Source organism: Methylomagnum ishizawai (assembly GCF_019670005.1).
In the GTDB taxonomy this organism is placed as follows: Bacteria; Pseudomonadota; Gammaproteobacteria; order Methylococcales; family Methylococcaceae; genus Methylomagnum; species Methylomagnum ishizawai.
Map to the genome: position 1 here is coordinate 45,271 of NZ_AP019784.1, position 21,865 is coordinate 67,135.

Annotated in this window: 14 protein-coding genes; 8 read left to right on the forward strand and 6 right to left on the reverse strand. The window is 66.4% G+C overall.

Features of this window, described 5'->3' with window-relative positions; all coding sequences use genetic code 11:
- Position 1: 1 nt before the first annotated feature.
- Positions 2-1,885 (reverse strand): hypothetical protein, encoded by a 1,884-nt coding sequence (locus K5658_RS20960; protein ID WP_221067171.1) that lies wholly within the window; start codon positions 1,883-1,885, stop codon positions 2-4.
- 47 nt (positions 1,886-1,932) lie between these two features.
- On the reverse strand, positions 1,933-4,173 hold the full coding sequence (locus K5658_RS20965) for a hypothetical protein (RefSeq protein WP_221067172.1): 2,241 nt from the start codon (positions 4,171-4,173) through the stop codon (positions 1,933-1,935).
- Positions 4,174-4,552: 379 nt separating this feature from the next.
- Between K5658_RS20965 and K5658_RS20970 the strand changes: the two genes are divergently transcribed.
- The 6 genes from K5658_RS20970 (at position 4,553) to K5658_RS20995 (ending at position 10,638) form a co-directional block, all read left to right on the forward strand.
- Complete coding sequence (locus tag K5658_RS20970; protein ID WP_221067173.1) at positions 4,553-6,292, forward strand: putative porin; 1,740 nt, start codon at positions 4,553-4,555, stop codon at positions 6,290-6,292.
- 309 nt (positions 6,293-6,601) lie between these two features.
- Positions 6,602-7,687, forward strand: coding sequence for a calcium/proton exchanger (gene cax, locus K5658_RS20975; protein ID WP_221067174.1), 1,086 nt, complete (start codon positions 6,602-6,604; stop codon positions 7,685-7,687).
- Between the two features lie 27 nt (positions 7,688-7,714).
- On the forward strand, positions 7,715-8,404 hold the full coding sequence (gene phoU, locus K5658_RS20980; protein WP_221067175.1) for a phosphate signaling complex protein PhoU: 690 nt from the start codon (positions 7,715-7,717) through the stop codon (positions 8,402-8,404).
- 99 nt (positions 8,405-8,503) lie between these two features.
- Positions 8,504-9,334: an EcsC family protein gene (locus K5658_RS20985; RefSeq protein WP_221067176.1), complete on the forward strand. Its 831-nt coding sequence runs from the start codon at positions 8,504-8,506 to the stop codon at positions 9,332-9,334.
- Positions 9,335-9,424: 90 nt separating this feature from the next.
- Positions 9,425-9,982: an aspartate carbamoyltransferase gene (locus tag K5658_RS20990; RefSeq protein ID WP_221067177.1), complete on the forward strand. Its 558-nt coding sequence runs from the start codon at positions 9,425-9,427 to the stop codon at positions 9,980-9,982.
- Between the two features lie 80 nt (positions 9,983-10,062).
- Entirely contained in the window at positions 10,063-10,638 is a 576-nt protein-coding gene (locus K5658_RS20995) for a hypothetical protein (protein ID WP_221067178.1), read from the forward strand.
- 44 nt (positions 10,639-10,682) lie between these two features.
- Here the strand turns inward: K5658_RS20995 and K5658_RS21000 are convergent, their stop codons facing one another.
- Positions 10,683-11,147 carry a hypothetical protein gene (locus K5658_RS21000; RefSeq protein ID WP_221067179.1) on the reverse strand — a complete coding sequence of 155 codons (465 nt, stop codon included), beginning with the start codon at positions 11,145-11,147 and terminating at the stop codon, positions 10,683-10,685.
- Positions 11,148-11,439: 292 nt separating this feature from the next.
- The gene (locus tag K5658_RS21005) at positions 11,440-13,272 is read right to left on the reverse strand and encodes a S8 family serine peptidase (protein ID WP_221067180.1); all 1,833 of its coding nucleotides are present in this window, start codon (positions 13,270-13,272) and stop codon (positions 11,440-11,442) included.
- Between the two features lie 387 nt (positions 13,273-13,659).
- On the opposite strand from K5658_RS21005, the gene K5658_RS21010 reads away from it, so the two are divergent.
- Entirely contained in the window at positions 13,660-15,060 is a 1,401-nt protein-coding gene (locus tag K5658_RS21010; RefSeq protein WP_221067181.1) for an FAD/NAD(P)-binding protein, read from the forward strand.
- A 26-nt stretch (positions 15,061-15,086) separates the two neighbouring features.
- Here the strand turns inward: K5658_RS21010 and K5658_RS21015 are convergent, their stop codons facing one another.
- Positions 15,087-15,509 carry a hypothetical protein gene (locus K5658_RS21015; RefSeq protein ID WP_221067182.1) on the reverse strand — a complete coding sequence of 141 codons (423 nt, stop codon included), beginning with the start codon at positions 15,507-15,509 and terminating at the stop codon, positions 15,087-15,089.
- A 111-nt stretch (positions 15,510-15,620) separates the two neighbouring features.
- Entirely contained in the window at positions 15,621-18,587 is a 2,967-nt protein-coding gene (locus K5658_RS21020) for a hybrid sensor histidine kinase/response regulator (protein ID WP_221067183.1), read from the reverse strand.
- A 653-nt stretch (positions 18,588-19,240) separates the two neighbouring features.
- Between K5658_RS21020 and K5658_RS21025 the strand changes: the two genes are divergently transcribed.
- Positions 19,241-21,865 (forward strand): FAD-dependent oxidoreductase, encoded by a 2,625-nt coding sequence (locus K5658_RS21025; protein ID WP_343223327.1) that lies wholly within the window; start codon positions 19,241-19,243, stop codon positions 21,863-21,865.

A 21,865-nucleotide genomic window follows, 5' to 3' on the forward strand; every position in this document is an offset into this window, starting at 1 on the left:
TTTATTTCGTGATCGCGAAGACCGCGTTGGATTTATCGCACTTGCCCAGGGAATGCCGGGTGATGGGCTGGCAGATGGCCAGCATCGCCGCGCCGCCGACGCGCTTCGGGCCGGGTTTGAAGCGGATTTGGCCGAGGGCCGGCAAGCCTTTCTTGAGCAAACTCCAATGCTTGCCGCCATTCTTGGAGAAATACAGGTTCAGCCGTTGCTTGGCGGCGATGTTGACCGAGGTCCAGGCCACGGTTTGCGCGGTCCGGGCCGACCAGGTTTCGCCGCCGTTGGGGGAAAGCAGTTGCACATAGGGACCGTAGGCGGCGACGCTACAGGCGGGCTGGGTATAGAGACCGCTGAGGACGCCGTTGTCGCAGCTACGGGTTTCGGTTTCCTGGTCGCAATAGGGGCTTTTGTCGTTCTGGTAGGCGGTGACGCTCCCACCGCTGGCGATCTGGCCGCCCCAGGGCAGGTCGCAGGCCTTGGGCGCGGCGCAGGATTCCAAGGTGTTGCCGCCGCCGAGGACGCCGTTGTCGCAGCTGCGGATTTCCTTCGCGGCTTCGCAATCGGCGCTGACGCTGGCCGAATAGGCGGCGACGCTCTGGCCGCTGGCGATCTGGCCGCCCCAGGGCAGGTCGCAGGCCTTGGGCGCGGCGCAGGCTTGTTGGGTGTATTCGCCGCCGAGGACGCCGTTGGCGCAGGCGCGGGTTTGTTTCACGGCTTCGCAATCGGCGCTGACGGCGGTCTGGTAGGCGGTGACGCCCTGGCCGCTCGCGAGTTTGCCACCCCAGGGCAGGTCGCAGGACAGGGGGACGCAGGACTTGAAGGTGTAACCGCCGCTAAGGACGCCGTTGTCGCAAGTACGGGTTTGCTTGGCGGTGGCGCAATCGGCGCTTTCCCCGGCGCTGTAGGCGTCCACGCTCTTGCCGCTGGCGAGCGTGCCGCCCCAGGGCAGGTCGCAGGCCTTGGGCACGGCGCAGCTTTCATGGGTGAACGAGCCGCTGAGGCTGCCATTCGAGCAGATGCGGGTTTCGCTGTTGCCGGCGCAGTCGTCGCTCAGGCTGGATCGATAGGCCAGGACGCTCTTGCCGTCGGCGATCTGGCCGCCCCAGGGCAGGTCGCAGGCGGCGGGCTTGGGGCAGGTGTCGGGAATATCCGGGTGGTTCGGATTGGTGAAACTGACCTGGGTACCATCGAAGCTCCACTGGCCGTAGGACTGGCCGTTGTTGCCCAAGACCCCGGTGTTGTAATCCGTGATATCGACCGTGAAGAAATACATGGGACTGGCGGTCCCGAGCGTTTGGTTGCGGTTGAAGCCCACGCCGTTGCCCATGAATTCGCCCCAATCGTTGCCCGATCCGTCGGCCCCGTTATAAAAGCCGGTGTCGCCGGGCTTGAAACTCTTGGAACCCTCGACCGCCGCCGCCGTGAGATGGATGCCCATCTGGGCGGCGACCACCGAGAACTGCTGATAGACCGAGGCCAGGTCGTCGAGTTGGCCGGGCCGGGTGAGGGTCGTGAGGAAGCCCGAATGGTTCTTGGGGCTTTGCGGGTCGTTGTCCGCGGCGGCGACGATGGAACTGGTTTCGGCGCCGGGGGAGTCGTCGTTGAGCGCCTGGATGGTCCAGACCGTACCCGCCGGGAAGCTGCCGTCCAGCTTGAGGCTGGCGAGGTTGGTGTCCGCGCCCAGGTCGGCGAGGACGCGCTGGTAGCAGTCCGGGGCGTCCATGAAGGCGTCCAGGCTGATGCCCAGGTCGCGGATGTAGGACCGGCCTGTGTTATCGCTCTGGCCGTTCCACACTTCCAGGAACAGTTCGTTGTTGCCGAGCGTGGCGGCGTCGCCTGGGCCGGTTAGGGTCAGCAGCAAAGCCGCCGGGAGGACTCTCAACTTCATGGGGGATACTCGAAAGGTTGGCGACCGGGCCGGCGGCCCGGCCGGATTCATTCGGAGACGGTGAACACTTGGTCGCTGGTGTCGCATAGGGCGGGCGAGCGTTTGGAGCCCACGGTGCAAAGCCGGATCGCGCCGGTTTCGGTCACGAGTTTATTGCCCGGCGTCCAGATCACATGGCCGGTGTTCTTGAACTTGCCTTTCACCAAGCGCCATTGCTTGCCGCCGTCCTTCGAGAAATACAGGTTCAAACGCTTGTTCCCTGGCAGGTTGCCGGAAGCCCATTCGATGTATTGGCGGACGCCCGTCTTCCAGGTTTCGCCGCCGTTGGGGGCGATCATCCACAGGAAGGTGCCGGTCGGGGCGGCGCAGGACGGGGACGTGAAGCTGCCGTCCAAGACGCCGTTGTCGCAAGCGCGGGTTTCCTTTAGGGCATCGGAATCGCAATAGAGGCTGGTGGCGGTTTGGTAGGCGGTGACGCTGTCGCCGCTGGCGATCCGGCCACCCCAGGGCAGGTCGCAGGCCTTGGGCGCGGTACAGGCGGCATTGGTGTATTCGCCGCCGAGGACGCCGTCGTCGCAGGTCCGGGTTTGCTTGTTGGCGGCGGCTTCGCAGTCGGTGCTGACCGCCTCCTGGTAGGCGGCGACGCTCTCGCCGCTGGATATCCGGCCACCCCAGGGCAGGTCGCAGGCGAGCAGGGGGGCGCTACAGGATTGATTGGCGAAGCTGCCGCTCAGGGTGCCGTTGTCGCAGATGCGGGTTTCCGTGTTGGCGGCGCTTTCGCAATCGGCGCTGGTGGCGCTTTGGTAGGCGGTGACGCTCTCGCCGCTGGGCAGGATATCGCCCCAGGGCAGGGCACAGGCTTTGGGTGTGGTGGCGCAGGTTTGTTCGGTGTAGCTGCCGCTCAGTGTGCCATCTTCGCAGGTGCGGGTTTCCTGGATGGCCGCGCAATCGTCGCTGGAGGCGCTCTGGTAGGCGGCGACGCTCTGACCGCTGGCGAGCGTGCCGCCCCAGGGCAGGTCGCAGGCCTGGGTGGCGCTACAGGATTCATTGGCGAAGGAACCGCTCAGGGTGCCGTTGTCGCAGGTGCGGGTTTCCTTGTTGTTGGCGCTTTCGCAATCGGCGCTGACGGCGGTTTTATAGGCGGTGACGCCCTGGCCGCTGCCCAGCGTGCCGCCCCAGGGTAGGTCGCAGGCCTTGGGGGCGCTACAGGATTGCAAGCTGAAACTGCCGCTGAGGACGCCGTTGTCGCAGTTGCGGGTTTCCTTGTTGGCGGGCGCGTCGCAATTGGCGCTGACGGCAGTTTTATACGCGGCGACGCCCAGGCCGCTGGCCAGCGTGCCACCCCAGGGCAGGTCGCACGCCTTGGGGGCGCTACAGGCTTGTTGGGTGAAGCTGCCGCTGAGGATGCCGTTGGCGCAGTTGCGGGTTTCCTTGTTGGCCGTGCCTTCGCAATCGGTGCTGAGGGCGTTCTGGTAGGCGGCGACGCCCAGGCCGCTGGTGAGCTTGCCGCCCCAGGGCAGCGCGCATTGGGTGCTGGCCGGGCAATCGGCCGGGACCGGGGTATCGGCCGCGGGCGTGAACGCGACCTGCTTGCCATCGAAGCGCCAATCCCCCAGCGGCAGGCCGTTACGCCCGATGGCCGGCATGGACTGGGAGGCGTAGTCCAACGTCAGGAAATACATCCCCATCGCATCGCCGCCGGCCACCCGCTGGTTGCTGGCGAACCCGACGGTCTGGTTCATCCGGTCGTCCCAGATGAAAGGCTCGAAGTAATAGCCCGTATCGAAGCTGGAAAACGCCTTGGAATCCTCCACCCCGGCATTGGTGAGGTGAATCGAGAGGGCCGAGACCGGACCCGAAAAATCGATATAGGTGCCGAACACGCTCAGGCCGGTATCGGGATTGCCCGGATCGGTGACGGTGGTGAGGATGCCGGTATGGTTGTTCGGGTCCTGTTCGCCCAGGCCGGGATCGGCGTTCAGCAGGGAGGCATAATCGTCGTTGAAGGCCTGCACCGTCCACACCGTGGCCGACGGCAAGGCACCGCCCTGGACCAACGCGGCCAGGTTGGGGTCGTTGCCCAAATCCTGGACCACGTAGTTGAAACAACCGGGGGCGTTGAGGAAATCGTCCAGGCTCACCCCCAGGTCCTTGATATAGGACTGGCCCCCGGTCCCGCCATCGCCATTCCAAACCTCCAGAAACAACTCGTTGACGCCCAGCGCGGCGAAAGCGCCGGGTGCCGCCAGGGCGAGCGCCAGCGCGGTGGTGAAAACCTTTGAATTCATTGGGATACCTGGGTGATGGGCTGGGCGCAGGGCGGTCGGTCTCTCGGGACAAGGCCGGTCGCGGCGGAAACGCCGCGGGGTCCGCCATGGGGGCGATGACCAGGGGAATGGACTGCGCGGCCCCGCCGTTGTCGATGGTCGCCACGATAAAGCCGATTTATTACGGATCGGTTAAGGAAAGATGACGGATTGTCTTTTTAACGTTCCCGTAATGTGACTGCACCAAAATCCCGCCTCCATGACGAGGCTGGAATCACAACGCGGGCAGCGGAACGCCCCCAGGTCACGGAAAACCACCCCTCAAGGCCCGGCCCGGGCCGGACCCGCCCACCTCCCTGGGCCTCCACACCACTCTATTTGAAGAACCCAAGCCATCCCTATGATCCTTAGGAAGACATTGGCCGCCGTCATGGTGGGCGGCCTTATCAGTTCCACCGTGTCCGCCGCCGAGCCACGGGAGGAAATCCTCAAAGTCAAGAAATCCACCTTCACCAACCTGGTCGATCTGCTGGTACAGCGCGGGGTTTTGGACAAGAAGGACGCCCAGGGACTCATCACCGAGGCGGAGGCGGAAGCCAAGGCCGCCGAATCGGCCCAGTCCGCCCCGCCCCAGGCGCAGGGCGTCCCGGCTCCGGTGGGCAAGGATGGCAAGAAATCCAAGTACGTCGGCTATGTGCCGGAGTTCGTGAAGCAGGAAATCCGCGACCAGGTCCGCGCCGAACTCAAGGACGATGTGCTGAAGGATGTGAAGCAGACCGCCAAGAAGGAGCGTTGGGGCATCCCCGACGCCCTGCCGGATTGGATCACCCGCATCAATCCCTATTTCGATATGCGCCTGCGGGTGGCGGACGATTTCTACCAATCCACCAACGCCCCGGCCTACGACTGGATGGCGATCAACCAGGCCGGCGGTATCTCCCAGGCCATGGCCAAGAACCAGGCCTTCCTCAACACCACGGTGGACCGGCTCAGGCTGCGCGAGCGTTTCCGCATCGGCTTCGACGCCCAGATCAACGAATCCCTGAAGGCCGGGTTCCGCTTCGCCACCAGCAACCAATACAACCCGGTGTCGAACAACCAGACCCTCGGCAATACCGGGCAGTCCTGGCAGTTCGCCATCGACCGCGCCTTCCTGCAATACGATTTCAACGACCAGGGCAACGATTGGGTCACGGTCTGGGGCGGGCGCATGCCCAATCCCTTCGTCAGCACCGACGTGGTGTTCGACCCCGACCTCAGCTTCGAGGGCTTCGCGGGCACCTTCCGCTGGAACTTCGCGCCGCGCCCGGTGGCGACGGCCTATACCAGCAACACCCAGTCGGGGCCGTTCGGCATCAATATGGGGCCGCAGCATCCCAATACCGTGTACGCCACGGCGGGTGTGTTCCCGATCCAGGAAGTCAATTTCTCCAGCCGCGACAAATGGCTGTTCGGCTACCAGATGGGGGCCGATTGGCTCTACAACGACGAAGTCCGCTTCAAACTGGCCGGCGCCTATTACGACTACGACAACATCTCGGCCAAGCGCAACATCTACGACAGCCTGGAATACAACTACACCGCCCCGCAGTTCATGCAGAAGGGCAATACCCTGGTGGCGATCAACGACGCCAAGAACCAGCCGGATTGCAACACCGGCACCTTGGGCAGCCAGAACGTGTGCTTGGTGGGCCTGGCCTCGGGCTTCCAGATCGTCAACGCCACGGCGACGGTGGATTACGCCCGTTTCGCGCCCATCCATGTGATGCTGACCGGCGACTACGCCAAGAACCTGGGCTTCAACAAGCAGAAGATCATGAACCAATTCGGCGAGAACCTCGCCGCCCACACCAACGCCTATCAGGTCCGCATGGACGTGGGCCGCCCGGTCATCCGCCAGTTGTTGGATTGGAACATGTATTTCGCCTACCGCTATATCGAGGCCGACGCGGTGCTGGACGCCTTCACCGATTCGGTCTTCCACCAGGGCGGCACCGACGCCAAGGGCTGGGTACTGGGGGCGCAGGTCGGGCTGTTCACCAACGCCTGGATGAACCTGCGCTGGTTCAGCACCGACGCCATCAATGGCCCGCCCTTGAGCATCGACACCTTGACGGCGGACTTCAACGCGAGGTTCTAACCCATCGCCGGGCCACGGGCCCCGCCGACCGGGCCGCCAGCCCGCCGGCGGGTCGCGAGCCGCCTACAAGCGGCTTGCAAACACCCCAGCCCGCCTTCATCAAACCGTCATGGGGTCCGCCCTATACTGCCGCGCTGAATCCGCCGCCCAGCGCAGGCCGCTGGCGGCGCTCCCCGCCCCCCAACCAGAACCACGCCATTGATACCCGATCCGACGGCCCATCCGCCGCGCCCCATCGCTTCCGCCGCGGAACGGCCCCAGGCTTTCCCGGCGCGACCCAGGGCCATTCCGGGAACCCCGCTCCCTCCGATGAAATTCCTGTTCCTGTTCCTACCCCTGGCCTGGCTGCTGGATCGATCCGGCCAGTCGCCCGCCGCCCTCACCTTCGCCGCCGCCGCCCTCGCCATCGTGCCCTTATCGGCGCTGATGGTGGACGCCACCGAGCAACTGTCCCACCGCACCGGGCAGACCGTGGGCGGACTCCTCAACGCCACCTTCGGCAACGCCCCGGAACTCATCATCTCGCTGATGGCGCTCCGGGCCGGTTTGCTGGACGTGGTGAAAGCCTCCATCGTCGGCGTGGTCCTGGGCAATCTGCTGTTCGTGCTGGGCCTTTCGTTCCTGATCGGCGGCCTGAAATACCGGGTGCAGAAATTCAACCGCCGCGGCGCCCGCGTACAGCGCTCGATGCTGATGCTGGCGGTGTTCAGCATGGTGGTGCCCAGCCTGTTCGATAGCTTCGTCTCGCCCGAATTCGCCGACCTCGGCGACGGGCTCAACCTGGGCGTGGCCTGGGTCCTCCTGACCGCCTACGCCCTCAACTTGGTGTTCATGCTCAAGACCCACCCCGATTATTTCGAGGCCAAGGGCCGGGACGCGGCGGTGGAACCGGAAGAGGCGCATTGGCCGGTGTGGGCGGCGCTGGGGGTGCTGCTGGCGGCCTCGGTGGCGCTGGCCTTCATGAGCGAAATCCTGGTCGGCACCATCGAACCCACCGCCCGGAGCCTGCATATGTCCAAGGCTTTCATCGGCGTGATCGTCATCGCCCTGGTCGGCGGCGCCCCAGAAAGCGTCGCCGCCGTGGCCATGGCCCGCAAGAACAAGCTCGACCTCACCATGGGCATCGCCGTGGGCAGCAGCATCCAGATCGCCTTGTTCGTCGCGCCGACCCTGATGCTCAGCAGCTATTTCCTGGCCCCCAAGCCCTTGAATTTGGTGATCGGCAACGCCGGGATGGTGCTGGTCCTGTTGTCGGTGCTGATCTTCTCGATGATCGTCAGCGACGGCAAATCCAACTGGTTCAAGGGCGTGCAGCTCCTGAGCGTCTACCTCCTGATCGCCTTGTTCTGCTACTACCTGCCCGATAGTCCGGCCATCCCCTGGATCAAACCCTGACCCACCACCCACCCGAGGAACCACGCCATGCCCGAGCCTTTCGACAGCCACACCGTCAAGCGCTATGACGGCGAACTGAACCACCTGCATTATCTGGTCCTCGACATGGGGGGACGGGTCCTCGAACAAATCCGCGCCGCCCTGGCCGCGTTCAAGAACCGCGACGTGGAGGAGGCCCGGCGGGTCGTGGCCTCCGACCGCGCCGTGGACCAGATGGAAGTGCAGGCCGACGACGATATCGTCAAGCTCATCGCCCGCCGCGCCCCGGTGGGGAGCGATCTGCGCATGGTGATGGCGGTGTCCAAGAGCATCAGCGACCTGGAGCGGATCGGCGACGAGGCGGTGAGGATCGCCAGCCTCGCCATCCAGCTGTTCGGCTCCGAGGGCGGCGACCCCGGCCACCGCCTGCTGCGCGATGTCAACCGCATGGGGGAACTGGCGGTATCGACCCTGGCCGAGGCGCTGGAAGTGTTCGAGGTCTGGGACGAAGCCAAGGCCCGCCATGTGCTGGCGAACTATCACGAGATGGAGGAGGAATTCCAGGCCGACCTCCGGCGCTTGATGACCTATATCATCGAGGATTCGCGCAATATCGGCTTCACCATCGGCGTGGTGCTGGCCATCAAGGCCCTGGAGCGCATCGGCCACCATGCCCACAACCTGGCCGAATACGTGATCTTCCAGGTCAAGGGCGAGGATATCCGGGCCGACGATTGAACGGGCCGGGCGTCATCAAACCGTAAACTGCGGCGGCTAATTTCACCCATCCGTCCTACCGCCGGGAACCTTGGGGTTCCCCGACCCGGAGTTCCGTCCATGAGCGCCCCGCCCACCTTCCTTTCCCCCGAGGACCGGCTCGACCTGCAACGCGCCTACGCGTCCTTGGAGCATCCCGGCTTCGCCATCCGGCTGTCCAATTTCGTCGGGATGCCCATCGAACAGGGCTTCAAGCTGCTGCCCAGGCGTTGGCACCGCCGCCTGCACCATTACGCCGAACAGGCCATGTGGCGGGCGCTGGAGGCGGCGGTCCATTGCCTCAAGGATAAAAAAGGCGCGTCCTCCGACCGCTATTACCGGTTCCTGGGCACGGCCAGCGGCGCGGTGGGCGGCTTTATCGGCGGGCCGGCCCTGCTGTTGGAACTGCCCTTCACCACCACGGTCATGCTGCGGGCCATCGCCGATATCGCCCGCAGCCAGGGCGAGGACCTGGACGACCTGGAAACCCGCATGGCCTGCCTCGAAGTGTTCGCGCTGGGCGGGCACGCCCAGGACGACGACGCCGCCGACACCGGCTATTACAGCCTGCGGCTGGCCCTGGAAGCGCCCATCGCCGGGGCTTCGCGCTATATCGCCCAGAACGGCGCGGTCCGCCGCGAAGGCGCGCCGGCCCTGGTGAACACCATCGTGGTGGTCTCGCGCCGCTTCGGCGTCACGCTGTCGGAAAAAGCCGCCGCCGAGATCATCCCGGTGATCGGGGCCGTGGGCGGGGCCGCCATCAACCGCTTGTTCGTCCACCATTTCCAGGACGTGGCCCACGGCCATTTCACCATCCGCCGCCTGGAGCGCAAATACGGCACCCGCCTGATCCGCGCCGAATACCGCAAACTGGCCGCGCCTGCGCCCAAACTGTTGTTCGCGCCCGCCTGAGCTTTTCCAACCCCCGACCGGGGCGGTCGATGGACCGGGTCCGCCCCCGCATGAAGATTCGGGACCCCGCCGGTTTCCCCTGGCATACTTATGGACGCCGACCACCCCCCGCTTCCCGCCCATGAGGACCGCGCTTTGACCACGCCCACCCCGCTCCCCTTTGGATTGCTCCTGGCCGTTGCCTGCCTGTCCGCGCCGCCCACGGCGGCGGAACCCGATACCGCCCGCCAAGCCGAAGTGGCCGGGCGCGGTGCCCAAGTCATGCCGTTCGACCTGGAAAAAACCCGGCATATCTTCACCCCCACCGCAGAGGGCGGCATCCAGCAAGTCGTGGTCCTCGACCCCCAGGACCGGGCGCAGACCGAGGCGATCCGCCAGCATCTCGCGGCCATCGCGGCGGGATTCCGGCGCGGCGATTTCTCCGGTCCCCTCGCCATCCACGGCGAAGGAATGCCGGGACTGGCCCGGTTGCGGCAAGCCCAACCGGGCGAACTCGACATCGCCTACCGGGAGGTGGCGGACGGCGGGGAAATCCGCTATTCCAGCAAGACACCGGCGGTGGTGGCGGCGATCCACCAGTATTTCGAGGCCCAGCTCGCCGACCATGGCCGCCACGCCATGCCGGGGCATCCGTACCACCATCCCTAAGGCATTCCTGGTCCCGCCCGCCGAAGGCTGGGAGCATGGACGCCCGATCCCCATGGCCACAACCACAGGACCGCAACCCCATGACCGAAGAAGATTCGATCCGCGCCGCGCTCGCGGCCCATCCCTTCCCGCCCAACCCCTGGGTGCAAGTCACCGACGAGGGCATCATCATCAAGGCGGGCTATACCGACACCCTGCACCGGATGCTGCGCTGGGTGCCCAAGGTGCGCTGGATCCCCGAACGCCGCCATTGGCATGTGCCCCTGGCCGGGGCCGAGTTGATCCGCTCGGTGCTGCCCGAAATCTCGCGGCTGGCCGAAGCCACCTACGAAGAACCGACCGCGGCGGCGGACCCGCCCCAACCGCCGGCAACCACCCCCGTCCAAGCCGGTGCCGATCTTTCGGAGCGCGACCTGTTCCGCAACTCGGCGCGGTTCCTGTTCGGGACCGATTGGCAGCGCGACACCGCCCGCGCCCTGGGCCGCGACGAGGCCGCGCTGGCCTGCTGGCTGGCGGGCGATGGCACGCTGGAGGACGATCCGGCAATCTTGCTGGACGAGATGCTGGGTTTGATGCACCGCCGCGCCGCCGCCATCGTGGCCGCGGCCGGGCGCTTATCCCAGGCTATCGAGGAGAGGAAGGCCGACGGGCGTTGAATCCGGCCCGGCCAAGCCGGGCCGGTCCCGCCGGCGGGCGGGGATCAGCCCGGCTGCATCTCATCGGCCTTGGCGATGAAGGCCAGGTGGGTGGCCAGGTCGAACACCGCGTCCGGGATGGTGTGTTCGAACTGGTTTTCGTACCAGCTCCGGCAATAGGGCAGGAACAGCTTGCCCTGGGGCAGGGTGTGCAAGACCTCGTCGCCCTGGCACAGCGCGAAATCGACACCGGCGTTCTCGCCGACGCTGCGCCAATCGTCGCCGAACACCTCGAACTGCACGATCAGCTTGGAGAACACCCGGTCGGTCTCGGTGGTTTTCACCAGGATGGCCCGGATGTTCTGGTAGCGCCGGGCTATCGCGCCGGTATCCAGGGTTTGTAGGAATTCTTGTCGCTTTCCCTTCTTCACCTGTGTGCTTGTGTCGATGGGAACACCGAGATTGTTGAGTCCGGAAGTCTTGGCGGGGGCCAATTCTATCGGCGCGGTGGTCTCGATCAATGCGGGCATGATGCGCTCCTTGTAACGGGGGATGGGTTTAAAGGATTGATTGGATTTGGATTTTTCCGCGCGCCCCGCGGTTTTGGGCGTCCGCCACCCGCCGCGTGGCGGGCCGGGCCGGGCCGGAACCGGTCTGCGCGGCCCCCGTCTTATTGCAAAATCCATGCATATCGCCTGCGTCCGCCCCAAATCAGGCCGGTATTCGATCCCGAAGACCGGCCTTGGATTCCCGCGCCCATCGCGGACCGCGGCAACGCCACCATGGCCGTGTGTCGCCGCGGTATCCACGCCCGCCGCCGACCTATCGCGGCTGGACGACGCTGCCGTAGGCGTCGATCAAGCCCGCGCCATAGGCTTCGAGGTCGCTGATGACCTGCTTGCCCAGGTGGCAATAGCCATAGGTGCAAGCCTTTCCGCCCAGGTCGCCGGGCGAGGTGTCGGTCGCGCTGAGGGCGCGGGTCCGGTTGTTGGCGATGGGCACGGCACCGGCCCGCAGCAGCGAGACCACCGCCGCCGGGTCTTTCCAGGCCGCGGGATGGGTGCTCAAGGCCAGGGCGGCGACCGCCGACACATGCGGCGTGGCCATGGAAGTGCCCTGGATCACCCCGTAGCACTGCTTTTCAGGGAACACGGTGCCGCTGATCGTGAAGCAGGGGATATCCTGGGCGTAATTGGAGGTGATGGAAAAAACCTCCCAGGCGTTGTAGCCATCGGCGACCGAGCTGCCCCCGGCCATCGAACCCTGGCCGGTCCAGGGCCAGCCCTCGGTGCCGCCGTTGTCGATGGCGGGCAGGTTGAACTTGCGGGCCCCGCCGGGGGCGGCGAAATCGATGCGGGGGCCGTAGTTGCTGTAATAGGCCAGTTGGTTCTTCCTGCCGACGCCGCTGGGCTGGTGGGCGTCGGTCTTCAGCTTGCACCATTGGTGGTTGCCATTGGCCAGGGAATCGGCGGGGCAGGTGTCCGCGGACCCGTTCACCACGTTCCCGGTGGAGGACACCATGACCACGCCGGGGATGCCGCCCGGTGTTTCCCACAGGCCGTAATAGTCGGTGCCGCCCGGCGGCGCATCGAGGATGCCATGGCTCAACACCTGTCCGCCCATGCCGATGCGGGCATGTTCGTTGCCCGCCGCCGCCACGATCAAGGTGCCCCGGCTCCAGGCGTAGTCCACCACCCGCTGGTAGAAGTTATAGAGCAGGTCCTGTTCGGGGTCGGTGCGGTCCAGGTAGCCGCCGAAGGAGATGCTGACCACGTCGATGCCATGGTCGGCGGCGTAGGCGAAGGCGTTGAGGATTTCGGAATCGTAGGCGTAGCCGCAGTTCTGGGCGATCTTCAACGACACCAATTGCACCCCCGGCGCGATGCCGTTGATGCCGCTGCCGTCCAGCGCGGCGGCGATGTTGCCGCCGATCCAGCTGCCATGGCCGTGGAAGTCCAAATCCGCCGAAGCGCCCAGGGTCTTGGCGAGATCGGCGTCGGTCGGGTAGCCGTAGTAGGCGCAGAGGTTGGGCTGTTCGTTGACGGTGAAATCGACCACCCCGTCCACCTTGTCGGCCAGTTCGGCGTGGGTGTAGTCGAGCCCGGTGTCGGCCACGCCGACCTTGATGAATTGATAGCCCAGCCCCAGGGCTTGGTTCCAGGCTTGCTGCGCGTGGATGCGCTGGGCGTTCCACATCAACCCCGCGAGTCCCAGGGCGGGATCGGCGGCGGCGCGGGCCGCGGCTTGGCCCGCGCCCAGGGCGGCGAGTTTTTTGCGGAACGGGGCCGTGCCGAACATTTCCCGCTGCATTTGCGGATTGATCAGCCGCTTGACCCGGTCGTGGGCGACCCGCGCCACCCGGCTGTCGGCGCGTAGGCCCGCCAGGGCGCTCCGGGCCGACGCGGTGCCGGCCTGGGCGGTCTGGACCACCATGAAATTAAGTCCGGGATGGTCGCTCACCACCTGCATCCCCTGTTGTTCCAGGGAGGCGCGGAGCGAGGCGTGGGCCGTGGGACTGGAAGTGTCGATGAGCAGGCGTTGCGGCACGGCCTGGTCGAGGTCGGGCTGGGCGGCCAAGGCCGCCGCCGGGTGGATGGCGGCCAACCAGGCGGCGCAGGCGAGGGCGTAGGCGGATTGCATGTATTTGGTTTTCATAGCGAGCGTCTGTGCAGTGGCAAAGGAAGGAGGGATAGGACCAACGGAGGGACCGTTGGTTTGGCCAGCAGCCACGGTCTCGGCGTGGCCTGGATCAGTATGGTAGGAGAAAAATGGTTGTGATTTCGAGCGGGAGGGATCGCCGGGGGGAAAAGCCGCGGGTCCGGCGGCCAGGGCTGCCCCGGTGCGCGGATATCGCGCCGGCGGGCGCGGATTGAAACTACAATATCCACGGGGGAAATCGACGCCCTGTCGAAGCCACGCGCCGGAGGCCGGTCATCAGCCACGGCCCGCGCCGCGCCCCGATCCATTCCGCCGGAAGCCGATGCGCCCCGAGGCCGTCGGCTTTCTTGTGATGCCGACCGCATAACCCAGAAGGAACCCCCCATGCCCATGCCAAGCAAACCCTCCGAAATCGCCATCATCGGTGCCGGCTATAGCGGCACCCTGGTCGCGGCCCATTTGCTGAAGGAATCCAAGGCACCGCTCACGGTGCGCTTGTTCGACCGCGACCCCAAACAGTTCGGGCGGGGCATCGCCTATGCCACGCCCTTGGATTGCCAGCTCCTCAACGTGCCGGCCGGCAATATGAGCGCCTTCCCGGACGATCCCGGACATTTCCTGCGCTGGGCCAAAGAGCGCGAGGCCCAGTTGCTCAATCCGCCCTGGGTCGTGGAAATCGGCCCCAAAAGCTTCCTGCCGCGCCGCGCCTATGGCGATTATCTGGCCTGGGTGCTGGCCGAGGCCGAACGTGCCGCCGCCCCCGGCGTCACCCTGGTCCGCCGGGCCGAGAAGGTCGCCAAGCTGTCCCCGGAACCCAACGGCGAAATCAAGCTGGTCCTGGCCGGGGGGCAGGTGTTCCGGGTGGACCGCGCGGTGCTGGCCCTGGGCAATTTCCCGCCGGGGAACCTGCCCATCCCCGATCCCAACTTCTACCGCAGCCCGCGCTACCACCGCAATCCCTGGCTGCCGGGGGTGTTGGAACAAATCCTGGAGACGCGCTCCTGCCTGTTGGTCGGCAGCGGCCTGACCATGGTCGATTGGGCGGTGAGCCTCGGGCAATACGGTTATACCGGCCAGGTCCATGTGGTTTCGCGGCGGGGCTTCTGGCCCAAGGCCCACCAGGCGGCGGACCCGGTCGGTTTCGCCCTCGACCTGGAAACGGGCGATCCTTCGGTGCGGGCTTGGTTGCGCCAAATCCGGGCCTATGTCGCCAAGACCGGCTGCGATTGGCGGGCGGTGATCGACGCCTTGCGCCCCCACAACCAACGCCTGTGGCAAAGCCTGCCCCTGGCCGAGAAGCGCCGGTTCATGCGCCATGCGCGGCCCTTCTGGGATTTGCACCGGCACCGGCTGGCCCCCGGCGTGGCGGCGCGGTTGGAGGCGATAGCCGAATCCGGCCAGCTCGTGCGCCATGCCGGACGGGTACAGGGCTACCGGGAAACGGAAACGGGGGTCGAGGTGACGATCCGTCCGCGCGGCGTGGAACGGGCGGAGACGCTGGAAGTCGAGGCCGTGGTGAATTGCTCCGGTTCCGAGAGCAATTACCGGCGCCTGGAAAGCGCCCTGGTCCGCAATCTGTTGGGCCAGGGCTTGATCCGGCCCGATCCCCTGTCCCTGGGGATCGAGGTCGCCATGGACGGGGGCTTGGTCGATGCCCACGGCGTGATTTCCGACCGCTTGTTCACCCTGGGCCCGCCCAGCAAGGGCATGTTGTGGGAAACCACGGCGGTGCCGGAATTGCGGGTGCAGGCCCAGCGCCTGGCCGGTTTGCTGTTGGCGGGCTGAAACGGCCCGCCGCGGGCGCGGTCCGGTCAATCCAGTTCGGCGAACCGGCTCCGCGCCAAGCCCAACAGCTTGTCGGCGGGGATCGTGGCGTTCTTCTTGGGGTCGTGGACGAGGGCGCCGAATTTCGCCGCCAGCACCGCCGCCAACATCAACACGCAAACATCCTCCCTGGGATCGCCGCCGGAACGCAGGGTGACGAGGGTATCGCGCTGGCCGGGCGGGTCGTCCAGTTCCGGGAACTGGGCCAAATATGGTTCCACGGCATCGAACCGCAGCTTCACGCCGCCGTCCTCGCCATTGAGGGTGCAGGGCAGGTAATCCACGCTTTGGAACGGGGCGTAGGCCGCGTCCACGTCGAGCTTGAATTTGAATTCGCGCAGGGCTTCTTGCAGCTGGGCGCGGGTGGGCACGTCGGCACGGCCCAACAGGGCGGATTGGAGTTGTGGCATAAGGATTCCCGATGATCATGGATGGAGGCCAGCCATCGCGGATGGCCGGGTCTGGGCATTGGGACGGAGCTTATCGCCGCCGGACGGAGGGTGTCCAGCCCGCCGGGACGGCTAGGGCCCGGCGGCCCGCGCCCCGCCGCGGCGCGCGCCCACCTCCGCCAAGAGCCGCCGCAAATCCTCGAAATCGACCGGCTTCACCAAATGCTGGTCGAAACCGCCCAGGCGGGTGCGGTGGCGGTCCGCCGCCTGTCCCCAGCCGGTCAGGGCGAACAGCGCGATATCCCGGCCACCGGGCTGGCCCCGGATGCGCCGGGCGACCTCGTAGCCATCCATGCCCGGCATCCCGAGGTCGAGCAGGACCACGTCCGGCGGAGACCCGGCCAGGAGGGCCAGGGCTGCGGCCCCGTCGTAGGCCACCCGCACCTCGATCCCCAGCAATTCCAGCAACAAGGCCAGGCTGTCGGCGGCGTCGCGGTTGTCGTCCACCACCAGCAAGCGGCGCGGGAACTCCGGGGCGGGCGGATCGGCGCTGGCCTGGAGCCCGGCCGGGGACGTCCTGGCCAGCGGTATCCGCACCACGAACTCGCTGCCCCGGCCCACGCCCCCGCTACGGGCCTCGATCCGCCCGCCGTGCAACTGGACCAAGTGGCGGACCAGGGCCAGCCCGATGCCAAGCCCGCCCTGGGCGCGGCCCTGGCTGTGGTCCACCTGGGAAAACAGGTCGAATACCCTGGGCAGCATCGCCTCGGGTATCCCGACCCCGGTATCGCTGACGCCGACCACGGCCTCGTTGCCTTGCCGTTCCACCGCGATGCCGATCCGGCCATGGGGTCCGGTGTATTTCGCCGCGTTGTTCAAGAGGTTGGTGAAGACCTGGATGAGCCGGACCGGGTCGGCGTCGAGGTGGAGCGGGGCCGGCGGCAAGGCCACGTCGAGCCGGTGCCCGCCCGCCTCGATGAAGGGGCGGCTGGTCTCGATGGCCTGCTCGATCACGCCGGCCAGGGCGATGCGTTGCCTTTTCAATTCGACCTTGCCGCGGGTGATGCGGGAAGCCTCCATCAGGTCGTCGACCAGCCGGACCAGATGGTCGACCTGCCGGATCATCATCGTCAACGCGTTGGTGGTCGTGGGGCCGTGGCCGCCGGCCCCGCTCAGCGCGTAGAGGGAATTGCGGATCGGGGCCAGGGGGTTGCGGAGTTCGTGGGACAGTATCGCCAGGAATTCGTCCTTGCGCCTATCGCCCTCGCGCAGGGCGTCCTCCATGCGGCGGCGCTCGGTCATATCGGTGACCAGGGTCATGAGATGGGGCGCTTCCTGGGCCGGGCCGCGCAGGAGCGACACGAACTTGCGTACCCAGACCGGTTCGCCGTCCTGGCGCAGATAGCGGTTCTCGACCTCGAAATGCGGCAGTTCCCCGGCCAGGAGGCGTTGGATTCCGAGCAGGTTGTCGGCGCGGTCCTCGGGATGCACCAGTTCCAGGAACACCCGGTGGGCCAGTTCGACCTGGGTATGGCCCAGCAGGGCGCAATAGGCGGGATTGCAGCGGATCAAGCGGCCTTCCACGTCGATGATGGCGATACCGATGGCGGCGTATTCGAAGATCGCCCGGAACCGCTCCTCGCTGGCGGCGAGCGCCCGTTCGGCCCGCTTGCGCTCGGTGATGTCCTCTGTCACGGCCACGCCGCCGATGACCCGGCCCGCCGGGTCGCGCAACGGCGCGCCCGAGGCCCGCGCGAACCAGCGCTTGCCGCTCGGGAGCCACACTTCCAATTCCATGGGCGGGATTGCGCGGTTTTCCGCCACCGCCCGCTGCAAGGGCAGTTCCGTGGGCAGGACCGGCCTGCCGTCCTGGAAGAAGCGGACTTGGCGGCCCGGCACCGTGGCGTCCGGGGCGGAAGCGGACAGGTTGTCGGTGGCGGCGGCCTCGAATTGCGCCAGCACCGCCGGATTGCCGGTGATGTGTTGGCAGGAGGGATCGTCGGAAAAACTGACGCCGACCGGCAGGGCCTTCATCAGGGCTTGCAGGCGGCGGTGGGCGGTTTGCCGGGCCGGGTCGCCACGCTGGTCGGCCAGGGGCAGGATAGCCGCGAATTGCTGGGCCACGAGGTCGAGGAACTGGCGGTAATCCCGGTCCAGACGCCGGTGGGGGTTGAGTCCCGCGATCAAGACGGCGCCGGCCCGGGCCGCTCCCGGCGGGACCACCGGCAGGCATAGGGCCTGGTCCGGCGGGCGTTGCCACGCGCCCGTGGGCAGTCCGGGGAACAAGGCCGGCAGTGGTTCGATCAGCCGCCCCCCGGTCGGCAGCCATCCATCCAGGGGCCAGCCCTTCGCGCCGTCCAGGGGAAGCTCCCAAGGGCTGGCGGGACCGCCCGGCGCGATACCGGCGCTGCCCGCCAAGCGCAAGGTCTTGTGTTCCGGGTCGGATAGATAGAACAGGGCGAACGGCAAATCGTAAGGGTTGGCGGCGAGTACGGCGGCCACGGCCCCGCAGGCGTCGGCCCCGGACCCGCTCCAGCCCAGCGCCCCCAGATCGCGCAGCGTCCGCAAACGGCGCGCGCCGACCACCTTGGCGGTGGTCTCGATCACCGGGCAGAACACCCCGGCGATTTCGCCGCCCTCGTCGTGGATGGGGCTGTAGGAAAAGCTGAAGTACCCCTCTTCTGGATAGCCATCGCGCTCCACCAGCAGCAACAAATCGTCCGCCGGGCCGGCCTCGCCGCGCAGCAAAGCCTGTTCCAACATCGGCCCGATGCTGTCCCAAATTCCGGCCCCCCATTGCCGGCCCGGCTGGCCCACCGCGCCGGGGTGCCGGATACCGAGGATGGGCCGGTAGGCGTCGTTGTAGAACATCACCAATTCCGGCCCCCACCCAATCAGGATGGGGAACGGGCAATGCAGGCAAGTGCTGACCGAGGTGCGCAGGCTTGGTGGCCAGGACTCGACCGGCCCCAAGGGGGTCCGGGACCAATCCAGGGCGCGGATCAGCCGGCCGGTTTCGCCGCCGCCCGCCAGGAAATCGAAGCCGGGCCGGGCGGAATAGGGAAGGGGTGGGGCTTGGCTTAAAGCTTGGCTGGACAAAGGTGTATTTCCGATTTCGTGTATATCAGACGCGGGACGTGCATGACCCGCTTTCCGCTTTTCCTTGTGGTTCGACATAGGTATTAATTCATAGGGGCTGTGGGCTTGGCAAATCCTTAACCGCGAGCGACCGGCCCGGATATCGCCGTGGCTATCCCGCCATGGATTCTATTCAGCAGACCGGCCCGGATCGCCAAGCGACGACCGACGGCTTGGGCTTGGAACGCCCGGTATACCATTGGCTTTTGAATAGCACCATATTACCCTTTTTAATAGCCGATGGATATTGGGTTTTCTACGAGAACGGCAGCCCCTCTCCAACCTGGATGGCGTCTCCGGCGGGCTTGGAATATCGCGGGATGGCCATTTTAAGCCACAGGATATATATGGAATTCCCGGAGCCATCGGCCCGTCCGACCCGGTCCGATCGGCTTGGGTCTGGACCAGGCCCGGCATGGAACCATCGCGGACGGAGCCAGTCTACCGATTCAAGAAACTTGGGGAGCGAAAACCGGATGGATCCGCCGTCGGCGGGGGTTTATAAGGATATTTACCGATGTTGATATGGAGAGTCGATGATGAAAAGGACGCCCGCCCTGATTGTATTTTCCCATCTACGCTGGAACTGGGTTTGGCAACGCCCGCAACACTTATTGTCCCGTTTGTCTAAAAGCTTTCCCGTGGTTTATGTCGAGGAGCCGATATTCGACCCGGACGCCTTGGAACCCCGCTGGGAATTGGCCCGGCCCCAGCCTGGGGTCAGGGTCGCCACCCCCGTGACCGCCATCGCCGAGCCCGGCTTCAACGACCGCCAATGCGCCGCGCTGGAACCCTTGTTGGCGCGGTTGGTCGAGCAGGAAAACCTGGGCAACCGCCTGGTCTGGCTCTATACCCCGATGGCCCTGCCCCTGGCCCGTGGACTCAAGCCCCTGGGCCTGATCTACGATGTCATGGACGAATTATCCGCCTTCAAGGGCGCTCCGCCCGGCCTTTTGGAACGCGAGGCCGAAGCCTACCGCACGGTCGATCTGGTATTCACCGGCGGTCCCAGCCTGCACCGGGCCAAACGGGACCGCCATCCCAATGTACATTGCTTCCCCAGCAGCGTCGATCTGGCCCATTTCGGCCAGGCCCGCCAGCCCGGCCTGGACCATGCCGGGCAGGCCGGCAAGCCCCGGCCCCGGCTGGGGTTTTTCGGGGTGATCGACGAGCGGCTGGACCTCCCTTTGCTGGATGCGCTGGCCCGCGCCCGGCCCGGTTGGCAGCTGATGATGGTGGGGCCCGTCGCCAAGATCAGCCCGGAGGATTTGCCCCAGGCACCGAACCTGCACTATTTCGGTCAGCGGCCCTATGCCGAGTTGCCTGCCTTCCTGGCGGGTTGGGATGTCTGCCTGCTGCCGTTCGCGCTCAACGCATCGACGCGCTACATCAGCCCCACCAAGACCCTGGAATACATGGCCGCCGAAAAGCCCATCGTTTCGACGCCGATCACCGATGTGGCCGAACCCTATGGCGCTATCGTGCATCTGGGCGAGGGCATCGATGCCTTCGTCGCCGCCTGCGACCGGGCCTTGGCCGCGCCGGAGGCCGAAACCGCCGGACGGGTCGGGGCCATGCGCAAGGTGTTGCTGAATACCTCCTGGGATGCCACCGCCCGCGCCATGGCCCGCGAAATCGCCAAGGTGCTGCATGGGCGCGACCGGGTGCCGCGCTCCGCTTCCCGCGACCGCGAGGGTTATCACAGCGCCGTCGTGGTCGGGGCCGGTCCCACCGGCCTGAGCGCGGCCTATCACCTGCCGGAAGCCTTGTTGCTGGAGGCCGGGGACAGCGTCGGCGGGTGGTGCCGCTCCATCGAGGAGAACGGCTTCACCTTCGATTACGCCGGGCACATCATGTTTTCCAACGACGATTATGTGCAGGCGCTGTACCGCGAATTATTAGGCGACAACCTGCATTGGCAGGACCGCGAGGCTTGGATTTACAGCAAGCAGGTCTATACCCGCTATCCGTTCCAGGGCGGGCTGTATGGCTTGCCGCCCGAGACCATCCAGGAATGCCTGGTCGGGGCTATCGAAGCGCGGTTCGGGCCGCTCAACGGGACCGAACCCGCGGGGGGACAGGGTGCCGTCCGGGCCGGATGCCCGAGCGGCGATGTGAAGGATTGCTGCGCCGACGGCATCCTGGAAAGCACCGCCAAGCTGGGCGGCATCCCGGCGGCGCGGGGGAACGGTACGGGGGGCTATGCCCATTTCGAGGATTTCATCCACCGGGTGTGGGGCGCGGGGATCGCCCGGCATTTCGCCCTGCCCTACAACCGCAAGCTGTGGGCGGTGGACCTGAAGGAGATGGAAACCTCCTGGCTGGGCGGGCGGGTGCCCTTGCCCGACCTGGAAGAGATGATCGAAGGCGCGTTGAGGCCGGTGCCGAAACCCATGGGGCCGAACGCCCGCTTCGGTTATCCCTTGCGGGGCGGGTTCCAGGCGCTGATGGACGGTTTCATCCCCCATGTCCGCGACCGGCTGCGGCTGAACGCCCCGGTGGTGGCGGTGTCGCCGCGCCGCCATCGCCTGCAATTGGCCGATGGGAGCGCGGTGGACTACGGCCAGCTCATCAGCACCATGCCCTTGCCGGTGTTGGTGCGTTGCCTGGGCGGGGAAGCCCCGCCCGCCGTCCGCCGCGCCGCCCAAGCCCTGCGCCACGTCTCGGTGCGTTGCGTCAACCTGGGCATCGGCCGGCCCGGCCTGACCGAGAAGCACTGGATTTATTACCCCGAGGACACGGTGTTCCATCGCATCTTCGTCCAGGGCAACGCCAGCCCCCATTGCAATCCACCCGGCGGTTTCGGGCTGATCTGCGAAATCACCTATTCCCCCGACAAGCCCTTGCCCTGCGAGGGCCGCGAGTTGATCGAGCTATGTCTCCGCGATTGCCACCGGGTCGGCCTGTTCCGGCCGGAAGACCCGATCTGGGCCGCGCATCAGGTGGATATGCCCCATGCCTACGTGATCTACGACCATCGCCGGGCCGAGAACGTGAAGCTGATCCGGGCGTGGTTGGAACAGCGGGATATCCTCCTGGCCGGGCGCTATAGCGAATGGGAGTATTACAACTCGGACCACGCCTTCCTGGCCGGGAAACGCGCCGCCGAGGCCGTCCGGCAACGCGCCACGGAACGGGCCGCCGCCCAACCCGGCAAAGCCGCGGGGCCGGTCCGTACCGTGGCCCTGGCGGCGGCGGAGCCGGTGGCGATCCGCGCCGGACTGCCCACCAAAACCTAA